Source organism: Paenibacillus sp. EC2-1 (assembly GCF_049311625.1).
Taxonomy (GTDB): Bacteria; Bacillota; Bacilli; order Paenibacillales; family Paenibacillaceae; genus Paenibacillus_AQ.
On the sequence record NZ_CP186006.1, the window covers coordinates 5,421,583 to 5,434,153 of the forward strand.

A 12,571-nucleotide genomic window follows, 5' to 3' on the forward strand; every position below is an offset into this window, starting at 1 on the left:
AGAGCCCTTTTCACAACAATAACATGGCCGCCCCCATAATAGGAGCGGCCATGTTAACTAAGTTATGATATATGAACCAATAATGGCTTATGTCGTCACTAGTAAACCCAGTATAACACAGGATTATAAATATTTCATTGGGTTTAATTGCACTCCATTTTTACGAATTTCGAAATGGAGATGAATACCTGTAGAGCGGCCTGTACTACCCATAATTCCAAGCTTGCTTCCCTGTGCCACGGATTGCCCGCTGCGAACAGCAATACTGCTCATATGTCCATATAGCGTCTGGTAGCCATTGCCGTGATCTACGATTACCGCATTGCCATAGCTTCCTTGGCGTCCAGCGAACACGACCTTACCTCCGGCCGCAGCCATGATTGTACGTCCGCCTACCATGTCTGTACCTTCATGTGTCCGGCCCCAGCGCTGACCATAGGAACTCGTAATGCGCGCCCCGCTTACCGGCCATGCGAACATCCTGCTCGAAGTCGATGGTTTAGTAACTGAAGGTGACTTAGCTACCGTCTTGGTCGTTGTCACCGTCTTTTTCTTCTCTTCTACCTTCGTTCCCTTATACACAACCTCAGGTAGTGATTCCTTAACGACTTGCTGACCAGTCCACTGCTTGGAGACAACCTTACCATTCTCTTTAGTTACGGTGTAACTAACTGTCTTCACTCCATCACGCCCTGGGCGTACAACCTTGCGTTTACCTTTCGGCAATTCTGCACTGGTGCGAACGATTGTTTCAGGTTTGCTTGCCATCTTCTCCGTTACGGTCTCCACTGTGCGAACCGTCAACGGAGCGACTGGTCTACTGAGCTCAAGCTCTGCACCAATCTGGAGATACTTCTCTTGAAGTCCCGGATTAAGGGCAACCACCTCAGCACGCTTCATACCATGGGCTTTAGCGATGGAGGAGATCGTGTCACCTTCTTTAACCTTGTAAACAATAGGCTCTTCCTTCATGGCTGTAAGTGCGTTTACGGCTTCTTTTACATCTAATACTTTATTGGGATCAGCCTTTGTATGAGAGAAGGAAAGATCCTCTTTCACCTGAACTGATTTAATATTATTAGCCTTATCGCCACTCTTAGCAGAAGAAGCCGTGTTCGCTTTATATGCAACGGTTGCAATTTTGGACTTGGTTTCTACAGCTCCTGGCGCATACTTGGACTTCGCTGCCTCAATAGCAGCTTGTGCTGTCTGCTGATCCTTCACGATTGCAACGGTCTCACCGTTAACCTTCAATTCCACCCCGCGAGCATAGGCTTTCAACATGCCATCCAGCTTAGTCAGCGTTTCTTCGCTCTTTACCTCTGGTTTAAACTCCCGGTCCACTTTCGTTGTGACACCTTCGGTATTTAGAACCATGTTCGCATCTGGGTATTTCTCTTGATAGAATTTCTGCTTCTCTTCAAACAGCTTGTCCAGCTGTTCATCATCCTGAATTGTACCTATATTCTCACCATTCACATATACGTGGTAAAACGGTACTGTATTTGCATTCACATACTCACGTCCCGCGAAAAAAACGGACCCTGCAATAAGCAGCGTTCCTGCTGGGATCAGGATCCACTTGTAGGACGATATCCAACTTTTTGGTGCCGTATCTGTCTGATTATCGGATTCATGCTTAGAGTGTTCATTATCTTTGGCGGAACGATCAGCTTTAAGCGTGCGCTTGATGCTGTCAAACCACCTCGTATCTTTAAAACCTTTCATGTTTCTCTCCTTTTTCAGCCCTATATCCCTATGTACTATTCGTGCTTCATGTGGGTTCTTGTCGAGCGATTATATATGGTGCCATATCTTATAGGCTTGTTTATGATATTTCATCAAAAGGTTTCAAAATCTTAACCTTTTCAACACCAATTAACTTTACCACAGCTTTTAGGACAGGATCAAGTCTGCATTCAGCAGAAAAAACCCACGCGGGACGCGGGTTTGAGGTAACTTCCTGTATTTGTATTTTTTGATCGATGACAAAATGATGACAAACCAAGCCCTACAAGGACTCAGACCTATTTCTGAAGCATCGTCATAAGCTTTTGGAATTCTTCTTCACTTAAATATTTTGAAATACCACTTTGTATTTCATCCAGTTCAGCGGCTGTTAATCCGTCCTCCATCGCTTCTGATATTTTCTGCATTTCTTCCTGTGGCAATTTGGTCATTAACAGTGTGAAGATTTCCTCTTTCTCTTGCGCTGTAAGACTACTCTTCTTATCAACCATTTCGTCAGGTGTCATGACAACCTGCTGATCCGCTGCTGATTGCCCAATCTGACCCATGACCGGTAAGGAATCCTCAGGAGGAGTTTCTCCATCTACAGCTTCAGAGTTCCCACCCGATTCATCTGTGGATCCCCCTTCCCCTGTGTTGCTGCTACCTTGCCCATTTAAATCTTTCGAACCGGAGGTATCATCTTTAGACCCTGATGAGTCAGGTGTCGCACCGTTCTGTGTGCTTCCCTCTTCTACATTGTCCTCTGCCTTATCTGCACTCGATCCGTTCATACCAAGTATATTTTTCATAATGCCCCCCACACCCATCGGCTGGCCTTCCAACTGAATATTAAAGCTGGCCAAAACCGATTGCAGGTAGGCATTTACTACGATTCCTGTTGTCAGTATGGTTAGTGTACTTACAAGCACTGCCGTAAGACTGATTTTAAGCAGCCATTTCATCAGCTTCATGTGCTTTACCTCCTTCTTATGCATGGTCCGAAATGACGAGGTCACAAGTCTCCTCCTTATCCAGTATGGACCGCATGCTGAAGGTTCAACCTCTTAAGCTACCCGATTCTCAACATTTTTATTACCGTTTAATTTAGATCTCTCTCTGAAAAGGATCCTCTTATGCTTTATATTATTTTGGGCTAAACTAGGCTCGTGCTATGATGACAATAATTCAAGTTTCTATTTATACCATTCTAGGAGGTCCACTCAATTATGGTTCACGTATTAATTGCAGATGACGATTCTCATATCCGGGAATTGTTACGATACCATCTTCAACTCGAAGGCTATGTTGTATTTGAGGCTTCTGATGGCGAAGAGGCTTCAGCTTGCTTGGCTAAGGAACAGATCCATCTTGCAGTCGTCGATGTCATGATGCCGAACAAAGATGGATATCAGTTGACCGAAGAAATACGAAATGATTATGATTTTCCCGTCATTTTATTAACAGCCAAGGATCAGCTTCTAGATAAGGAAAAAGGCTTTGCCGTAGGGACTGACGACTATGTTACAAAGCCCTTTGAACCAAAAGAATTACTATTTCGCATCAAGGCCCTTCTACGTCGTTACCAAATGGTTAGCGCAGACAAGATCCACCTAAACAACACAACAATCGACCGAAAAAGCTTTGAGGTATATGGGCACGATAAAGTATTAATGCTCCCTATGAAAGAGTTCGAGCTGCTCTCACAGCTTGCAAGCTACCCAGATCGAACATTTACACGAGATGAATTGATTCAGCTCATTTGGGGTTCGGATTTTGATGGTGATGATCGCACAGTGGATGTACATATTAAACGACTTCGAGAGCGGTTTGCAGATCGAGGTGATGATTTCACCATTCGTACGGTGCGGGGAGTCGGTTACAAATTGGAGGTCACGCCTAAGTGAAGACTCTCTATTCACGAATCGTCATTACAACGATTTGGATTATGATGCTGAGTAGTGTGATCGCATTCGTACTATCTAATGTATATTATCAGTACAATTTAAAGCCTTTTAACGACCAGAAAATCACGGCAATGGCTTATGATATCGAAAGTTTTTACAAGCAGAATCCGGACATTGATGTTGACAGTTATTTAACGCATATGGGTAAGCTCGGTTACCAGATCTATCTTGTGAACGCTGATGGAGCTGGTGCATTTTATGGCGGGGAATTCAGAGGGAAAAACATTGATCCGGAGGTTATACAGCAAGTCGTTAGCGGGCAGACATACCACGGGATACTAAACTTCCCCTCGAAGTTGTTCATTACAGGTTTCTTTGACAATGATCTTATGAATTCAATCGGTGTGCCAATCAGCATCCAGGGTGTGACTTACGCGCTCTTCCTTCGCCCCGATGTGACGGTGCAGTTCGGTGAGATGCGCATCTTTTTCTCGATTATTATGCTCATATCCTTTCTATTAAGCATCCTTCTGGTCGGTATTATTACCCGCCACATCGTAAAGCCTATTGTGCGTCTGACCGAAGCCACCAAACGTATTTCTCAAGGGAAATATGATCTGAAGCTCAATGTTAAACGACGGGATGAAATCGGAAAGTTAGCGAACCATTTCTCACATATGGCTAAGGGCTTAGAACAGCTTGAGCAGATGCGACAGGAATTCGTGTCCAATGTATCTCATGAGATCCAATCGCCACTAGCATCCATTCAAGGCTTTTCTCAGACACTGCAGACATCGCCAGGTCTTTCCGAAGAACAGCGTCAGCATTATCTCTCCATTATCGAGGACGAAAGTCGGCGGATGTCCCAATTAAGTAAGCAGCTGCTTATGCTCGCTTCGCTTGATAAAGAGGAACATATTCTAGAGAAGACCACCTTTGATTTGGCGGCTCAGATCAAGCAGGTGCTATCCGTCACGGAATGGAGCTGGCGTAGTAAGGATTTAGCGATCGATTTAGAGCTTCCTTCCCTTTTTATATACGGAGATCAACAACTGCTTCATCAAGTGTGGATTAACCTGATCACAAACTGCGTGAAATTTACAGATGTCGGTGGAACGATATCCATACGTATCTATCGGCAGGATGACCATTGTGGTGTCGAGATATCCGATACAGGCATTGGGATCGCACAATCCGACCTGCCACATATTTTTAATCGATTCTATAAAGCCGATGCTGCTCGAAATCGTAAAGAAACGAGCACCGGACTTGGCCTATCCATCACCAAAAAGATCGTTGATCTCCATCAAGGGCATATCGAAGTGGAGAGTGAACTCGGCAAAGGTACGACATTCCGCGTCTTACTTCCGGTCGTTTAATCACGTCCTCAGACTCAGTTCATGCTCCGTTCATATAGTCTTCCTATACTGTAGTCATAGCCAAAACATTTGGCAGTATCTACAGAAATGGAGATGAAGCAACCATGTTTCTAGCCTTGCGTGAGCTTAAGCATTCAAAGCTACGTTATTTATTAATTGGATTTATTATGGTTCTGATCGCCTGGCTTGTACTATTCGTAACCGGTCTTGCTCAGGGCCTTGCATCAGACAATGCCTCTTCAATCCAAAATATGAAAGCTGACTATCTTGTTCTTCAAAAAGAAGCGGATAATCGGCTCAATCGTTCCGTACTGACGGAGAAAGATTTCAAAGAAATTCAGGATGTAGCTGGTGAAGAAGCTATCACTCCTCTTGGTGTTCAGATGACCACAGTCACTCGCAGTAACTCTACTGCTAAAGTAGACGCTGCATTCTTCGCTATCGATACGGACCAGAAACTTGCTCCTAAAGTGGTAGAAGGTTCGATGATTAACAAAGAGAAAGCCGACGAGATTCTTGCTGATCGCTCGCTGAAGGAAGAAGACTTCAAACTTGGTGATCAGGTAGTCGATCAAGCCTCTGGCAAAACGTTCACGATCGTAGGTTTTACAGAAGGCCAATCCTTCAGCCATGCTCCTGTTCTTCACATGAACTACAAAGGCTGGGAATCGATTCATAATACAGACTCCGGCCGCGGACTATTCTTTAATGCGATTGCTCTAACTGCAAATAGTGATCAAGCTGATCAATTGGCTCAGCAGGTTTCGAGCGTCGATGTTATTACGAAAGACGATGCACTTCAAGGAATTCCAGGATTTAAAGAGGAGCAAGGCTCCCTTATGATGATGATTGCGTTCTTGTATATCATTGCCGCTTTTGTTCTGGCTGTATTCTTCTATGTTATTACCATTCAAAAAATGAACCAATTCGGTGTCCTAAAAGCCATCGGTGCACAATCAGGTTACTTAGCCAAGAACCTCATCATGCAGGTCCTGCTTCTATCGGTTATCAGTCTGGTCATCAGTATTGCCCTTACTTATGGTGTAGCCGCTCTGATCGGCAACGGACTTCCATTTGTACTCACACCATCTATGGTGCTGCTCACCTCTGGATTGTTCCTATTCGTTTCACTGATCGGATCGCTAATTTCGCTTTACCGGGTGATCAAAATTGATGCAATCGAAGCTATTGGGAGGGCTGCATAATGAGTAATAAATTAGTTCTCGAACATGTGACCAAGGAGTTTGGAGATGGAGATACCTCTGTAAAAGTTCTAAATGATGTATCTTTACAAGTCAAAGCAGGCGAGTTCGTTGCCATTGTTGGACCTTCAGGTTCAGGTAAGAGTACCTTTCTTTCTATCGCAGGTGCCCTGTTATCTCCAAGCAAAGGTAGAATTATTATCGGGGATAAAGAGGTTGGGAAGCAGTCAGCGAAACAGATGAACAAGATTCGACTTGATAATATCGGATTTATTTTTCAATCATCTAACTTAATTCCATATTTAACGGTTCGTGATCAGCTACTGCTTATTTCGAAGCTCGCGGGTAAGCCAAATCGTGAGAGTGAAGAGCGTGCAGATGATCTGTTAAAAAGACTTGGTCTCGCCCATCGTTCTGATTCCTATCCGGAAAGTCTCTCCGGTGGTGAGCGTCAGCGTGTAGCTATTGCACGTGCATGGATGAACGATCCGGAGCTTATTCTAGCGGACGAGCCTACAGCAAGTCTAGACTCTGAACGCGGACGATCCGTTGTACAGATGCTTGCAGACGAAGTGAAGCTGCGCCAGAAAGCAGCAGTTATGGTTACTCACGATAAACGGATGCTCGATTTATGCGACCGTGTGGTGTATATCGAGGACGGAAAGCTCTCAGAACAACCTAAAAAACAATAATATAAACAGGGAGGACCTCTTCATCTGAAGAGGTCCTCCCTGTTTCATGTTTCACTATATATTAAGCCCTACATAGAACAGCAAGCGGCCTCCGCAGGATCCCCAAATCCATCGTAAACATTCTACCTTACCGCTTGCATAGTCTCTCAAGGCTTCAATGTATTGATTATAGACTTAATTGATAAGCAGTATAGGGATACATACTGCCAAATAAAGGATATTTTCCTCTATTCATCTAGTTTTAGTCATCTGCTGACAAGGAAGGAAGCCCGCCAATGATCAGCGGGCTTCCTTCCTTCTTGTAATCATATATTTTAATGTCTTATTGATTAATAAATAGGAAGTACTTGATTCGTCTGTTCACGGTTACGTCCAACCGAGAAGATCGCGATCGGAATACCTGTTAATTCTGCAACACGCTCCACATAACGGCGCGTATTTTCCGGAAGGTCTTCAAGTGTCTTCGCCCCAGTAATATCCTCGCTCCAGCCTGGAAGCTCTTCATAAACAGCTTCACACTCTGCGAGCATTTTCAAGCTAGCTGGGTAATGCGTAATTTCCTCACCACGATATTTGTAAGCTGTACAAATCTTCACGGTTTCTAGACCACTTAGTACGTCCAAGGAGTTCAGAGACAGGCCTGTAATTCCACTAACACGGCGTGCATGACGTACAACTACGCTGTCGAACCAACCTACGCGACGTGCACGGCCCGTTACAGTTCCATACTCATGACCTTTTTCACGAATATAATTACCGATCTCATTATCCAGTTCTGTCGGGAATGGACCATCTCCAACACGTGTAGTGTAGGACTTAGCCACACCGATTACCTGTTGAATCTTCGATGGACCCACACCGGAACCGATACATACACCACCAGCCGATGGGTTCGAGGATGTAACGAACGGATACGTTCCTTGGTCAATATCCAGCATAACGCCTTGAGCGCCTTCGAACAGCACTTTCTCATCAGCATCGATAGCATCGTTAAGTATAACTGAAGTATCACGCACATAACGGCGGATCTCTTCAGCATAAGCAAGATACTGCGTTAATGTTTCTTCAACATCCAGCTCTTCGCCACCGTACATTTGCTTAATCACGTCGTTCTTCTCTTTCATCATATGGCGCAATTTCAGCTCGAATTCCTCAGCATCCATCAGATCAGCGATTCGAATACCGTTACGTGCTGCTTTATCCATGTAAGCTGGGCCAATCCCTTTACGCGTCGTACCAATCTTGTTAGGACCTCTACGATCTTCCTCAAGCGCATCGAGTACCATGTGATAAGGTAGGATGACATGCGCGCGGTCACTGATCACCAGATTATCGGTGTCGAAACCATTATCATGAATGTATTTAATTTCTTCAAGAAGTGCGGCTGGATTAATAACCATACCATTGCCGATCACACAAGTTTTTTCTTTATAAAATACGCCGGATGGAATCAAGCTAAGCTTGAACTTTTTACCGTCAATCAGAATAGTATGGCCGGCATTATTACCGCCCTGGTAGCGGGCTACCACGTCAGCGCTCTCCGCTAGATAGTCCGTGATCTTCCCTTTTCCTTCGTCTCCCCATTGTGTTCCCACAACGACTACCGTTGACATATTCATTCCTCCGCTCGGTGATTAAATCACCTTATATAGATTTCATATTTAACTTCAATTCACACGAAACTATTTACACATCAGTCTGCCCTTTGAGCAGCAATAATAGTGTACCAGCCCCTTTTTTTAATGTCAAATAAAAAAACGAACAATCATACATAGACATGTACGATTGTTCGGAATTGGGACGACTTATAACTAGAATATCTCGAGCTTAAGTCGTAGGTATATGAAATTAAGAAAATAGGCCCCGCTAACCTGCAAAAGCATCGGCATGAGTTCGTTCATAATTGACGAATTTATTGAAGTTCTTCAAGAACACCAGCTCTACCGTTCCTACAGGCCCGTTACGCTGTTTAGCAATAATGATCTCGATGATGTTTTTCTTTTCCGTTTCCTGATTGTAATAGTCATCCCGGTATAGAAACGCGACAATGTCGGCATCCTGCTCGATCGAACCAGATTCCCGCAAGTCACTCATCATCGGACGCTTATCTTGACGCTGTTCAACACCCCGACTGAGCTGGGACAAGGCAATAACCGGAACTTCCAGCTCACGCGCAATTTGCTTCAGTGTACGGGATATTTCGGATACTTCCTGTTGTCGGTTCTCACCAGGCTTACCGCGGCCGTGAATGAGCTGGAGGTAATCGATAAGAATCATACCTAGACCCTTCTCTTTCTTCAGGCGACGGCATTTGGCACGGATATCAGCAACTGTAACACCCGGTGTATCATCAATATAGATCTCAGCTTCAGATAGAGCTGCAATGCCCATCGTCAACTTCGACCAATCCTCGTCCCCTTTGAAATCACCATTACGCATCACATTAGCATCGAGATTCGCCTCAGCACAGATCATACGCTGTACGAGCTGAGGAGCGGACATCTCCAGACTAAATATCGCCACAGTCTCTTTAGCACGAATAGCCACGTTCTGGGCGATATTTAGTGCGAACGCCGTTTTACCTACAGATGGACGGGCCGCAACAATGATAAGATCGTTTCGCTGAAATCCACTTGTCATCTTATCCAGATCGACGAATCCTGATGGAATACCTGTTGTATTGCCTCGGTTTTGGTATAGCCCCTCCACCTTTTCGAATACTTCCATCAATACATCCCGAATCGCGATAAATCCACTACCTGTACGGCGGTTGGAGATTTCCAGGATGCGTCGTTCTGCTTCGCTCAGCATACCGGATACATCCTCGCCTCCGGTATAACCTTCACTTACGATTTGAGTTGCTGTGCGGATTAGACGACGAAGCATCGATTTCTCTTCGATGATCTGCGCATAATACTCTACGTTCGCAGCTGTAGGTACACCGTGGGCAAGTTTAGCTAAGTAACTTACCCCTCCGATTTCCTCAAGCTGTCCTTTATCTTGGAGCCGGGAGGTGAGGGTCACCAGATCGATCGGCTGGTTCTCTTCTCCAAGCTGCACCATTACCTCGTAGATCATCTGATGCGTCTTATCGTAGAAATCCTCGCTCTGTACCCGCTCCATCGCTGTGATCAGCGCCTCGCCTTGTAACAATACAGCACCTAGTACTGCCTGCTCCGCTTCGAGATTCTGGGGAGGCATCCGATCGAAATAGAGTTCTCCGCCCATTCTATTCCTCCGTTATTTGAACCTTGAGTGTCGCTTTAACCTCAGGGTGAAGTTTCACAGGTACCTGAGTTACACCCAGATGGCGAATCGGTTCACTCAATTCAATTTTACGTTTATCAATTTTAATATTTTGTGCTGCAAGGGTTTCTGCAATTTGCTTACTTGTAATAGCTCCGAATAGACGACCGCCTTCACCGGATTTAGCTTTCACGGATACTGTCATCTCTTCAAGCTGCTTACCAAGAGCAATAGCCTCATCCTTCTCTTGCTGCTTACGCTTTTGTTCAGATGCATTTTGCTGCTCCAATGTTTTCATGTTGCCTTCTGTAGCAGGTCGAGCTACACCACGTGGAAACAAGAAATTTTGTGCATAGCCTTCCGATACCTCTTTAACCTGACCCTTCTTGCCTTGACCCTTCATATCTTTTATAAAAATAACTTTCATTCAAATAACCCCTCTTTCGATTCAATGTCTGCCAGTACTTCCAGCAGCGCGGCTTCCGCTTCTTCCATCGTCATGCTTAACTGTACTGCGGCATTTGTTAAATGACCACCGCCGCCAAGACGTTCCATGACGACCTGGACGTTCATACGGCCCATGGAGCGCGCACTGATTCCTATAAGTCCATCAGACCGTTCACCAATAACAAAGGAAGCCTGAACATCCGTCATATTCAGCAGCATATCCGCCGCCTGTGCAATAAGTAGTTGGGGAATCTTCTCCCCTTTATGTGTTACAGCAAGTGCGATATGCCCATATACCATTCTAGCATGTTTTACGATCTCAGCCTTAGCTATAAATTCTGACAAATCTTCTTTTAACACCCGTTGAATCATCATTGTATCTGCACCATGCCGTCTGAGGAACCCAGCGGCCTCGAAGGTACGTGATCCGGTATGCAGTGCATAATGCTTCGTATCTACCGTAATTCCTGCTAGAAGCGACGTGGCCTCTAGTGGAGATAGGGATACCCGGTCATGAATGTACTGGAGAACCTCTGTTACGAGCTCACAGGCCGATGATGCATATGGCTCGAGATACACAAGCACCGCATCATTGATAAATTCCTCACCCCGGCGGTGATGATCGATGACAACGACCCGACTTGCCTGCTTCACAAGACGAGGCTCCATGGTCATGGATGCTTTATGCGTATCAACAATCACAAGCAGCGTATGAGGCGTTAGCATTTGCATACCCTGTTCAGGCGAAATAAATCGGCTCATAAGATTTTCGTCTTTGCGGACCTCATCCATAATCCGTTTCACAGATGGATTCATGCCTTCGAGTACAATATGAGCCTCGACCTTATACAACTGTGCTGCTTTCAATACGCCGATCGAAGCGCCGATGACGTCCATATCAGGCAGTTTGTGACCCATAATAATAACGCGATCACTTTCCTGCATAAGATCGCGCAATGCATGCGAAATGACGCGTGCACGGACCCGAGTCCGCTTCTCAACAGCGTTTGATTTCCCACCATAAAAGGATAGTCGTTGTCCTGCTTTAACAGCTGCCTGATCGCCTCCACGTCCAAGTGCCATATCGAGACTTGATTGAGCAAGTTGACCAAGCTCTGTTACATCTTCTGAGCCAAAAGCCAGCCCAACACTAAGTGTGAGCGGCACCTTCAGGTCAGCTGTCATTTCTCTGACCTCATCTAGGATAACAAATCGACTATTCTCCAGCGCATCCAGAGCCTTCTTGTTCAGCATCATTAAAAAGCGCTCCGAAGAAAGTCGACGCAGATAAATATTGAACTCACGAGCCCAGTCCGTGACTTCACTGCTTACCTTAGCGAGCAATGCTGTCCGCTGCTGATCATCCATACCTTGAGCTGCTTCATCGACGTTATCAAGCATGAGTATCCCAATAGCGAGCCGCTCATCCTCATAGCGTTGACGAAGTACAACAAGCTCGGTGATTTCATCCAGATATATGAGTCTTTCCTCCGGAATAACGGTGGCTCCATAATATTTATTATCGTGGTGAAGCTCTAGCCGCATTTCGGCCTCGAACCCCTCCTTGGACTCCTTCTTCTCTCGCATAGCATCCGTCAGCTTAGGAAACAACTCATTCAGCGGCATACCGACCAGTGTCTGACTGGGGAACATATCCACCATGAACTGGTTGTGCCACTCAACGGTCTTATCCTCGCTATAGAGAACAATGCCGAACGGCAGTACACTAACTGCTTCTTCCTCAACCCTGCGAATTCGAAAAGATAATCCACCGATGTATTCCAGCAGATCACTGCGGAATTTCATTTCTGCCTTCAGCATGGCATAGCCACTGAGAACAGCTAGTAACAGCCCAATGATACCGAGCCAGGTATTGTATATAGACAAGCAAATAACAAGTAAAAGCACAAGTGCAAACGCCCAGACGGTATGATAGCCGTGCCAGCGTTTCTGAAGAAATTTAGGCATGA

The 12,571-nt window shown here is 45.3% G+C and carries 10 protein-coding genes; 4 read left to right on the forward strand and 6 right to left on the reverse strand.

The features are described from left to right. Positions 1-123: 123 nt before the first annotated feature. A complete protein-coding gene (locus ACK8P5_RS25350; protein WP_422658943.1) occupies positions 124-1,728 on the reverse strand; it encodes a peptidoglycan DD-metalloendopeptidase family protein in 1,605 nt (534 codons plus the stop codon). Positions 1,729-2,027: 299 nt separating this feature from the next. Next, entirely contained in the window at positions 2,028-2,702 is a 675-nt protein-coding gene (locus tag ACK8P5_RS25355) for a hypothetical protein (RefSeq protein ID WP_422658944.1), read from the reverse strand. A gap of 255 nt (positions 2,703-2,957) precedes the next feature. Between ACK8P5_RS25355 and ACK8P5_RS25360 the strand changes: the two genes are divergently transcribed. The 4 genes from ACK8P5_RS25360 to ACK8P5_RS25375 all read left to right on the forward strand — a co-directional run bounded on the left by ACK8P5_RS25360 (position 2,958) and on the right by ACK8P5_RS25375 (position 6,908). Further along, positions 2,958-3,635: a response regulator transcription factor gene (locus tag ACK8P5_RS25360; RefSeq protein ID WP_422658945.1), complete on the forward strand. Its 678-nt coding sequence runs from the start codon at positions 2,958-2,960 to the stop codon at positions 3,633-3,635. Continuing rightward, a complete protein-coding gene (locus ACK8P5_RS25365) occupies positions 3,632-5,014 on the forward strand; it encodes an ATP-binding protein (protein WP_422658946.1) in 1,383 nt (460 codons plus the stop codon). The genes ACK8P5_RS25360 and ACK8P5_RS25365 overlap by 4 nt, the downstream gene beginning before the upstream one ends. 104 nt (positions 5,015-5,118) lie before the next feature. Next, positions 5,119-6,219, forward strand: coding sequence for an ABC transporter permease (locus ACK8P5_RS25370; RefSeq protein WP_422658947.1), 1,101 nt, complete (start codon positions 5,119-5,121; stop codon positions 6,217-6,219). Then, complete coding sequence (locus ACK8P5_RS25375; RefSeq protein ID WP_422658948.1) at positions 6,219-6,908, forward strand: ABC transporter ATP-binding protein; 690 nt, start codon at positions 6,219-6,221, stop codon at positions 6,906-6,908. The genes ACK8P5_RS25370 and ACK8P5_RS25375 overlap by 1 nt, the downstream gene beginning before the upstream one ends. A 329-nt stretch (positions 6,909-7,237) precedes the next feature. Here the strand turns inward: ACK8P5_RS25375 and ACK8P5_RS25380 are convergent, their stop codons facing one another. From ACK8P5_RS25380 to ACK8P5_RS25395, 4 genes are all read right to left on the reverse strand, one after another. After that, the gene (locus tag ACK8P5_RS25380; protein WP_422658949.1) at positions 7,238-8,521 is read right to left on the reverse strand and encodes an adenylosuccinate synthase; all 1,284 of its coding nucleotides are present in this window, start codon (positions 8,519-8,521) and stop codon (positions 7,238-7,240) included. A 253-nt stretch (positions 8,522-8,774) separates the two neighbouring features. Continuing rightward, positions 8,775-10,136 carry a replicative DNA helicase gene (gene dnaB, locus ACK8P5_RS25385; RefSeq protein ID WP_422658950.1) on the reverse strand — a complete coding sequence of 454 codons (1,362 nt, stop codon included), beginning with the start codon at positions 10,134-10,136 and terminating at the stop codon, positions 8,775-8,777. Between the two features lies 1 nt (position 10,137). After that, positions 10,138-10,581: a 50S ribosomal protein L9 gene (rplI, locus tag ACK8P5_RS25390; RefSeq protein ID WP_422658951.1), complete on the reverse strand. Its 444-nt coding sequence runs from the start codon at positions 10,579-10,581 to the stop codon at positions 10,138-10,140. Further along, positions 10,578-12,569, reverse strand: a complete 1,992-nt coding sequence (locus ACK8P5_RS25395; RefSeq protein ID WP_422658952.1) for a DHH family phosphoesterase — start codon at positions 12,567-12,569, stop codon at positions 10,578-10,580. Before ACK8P5_RS25395 ends, rplI begins: the two co-directional genes overlap by 4 nt. Between the last annotated feature and the right edge of the window lie 2 nt (positions 12,570-12,571).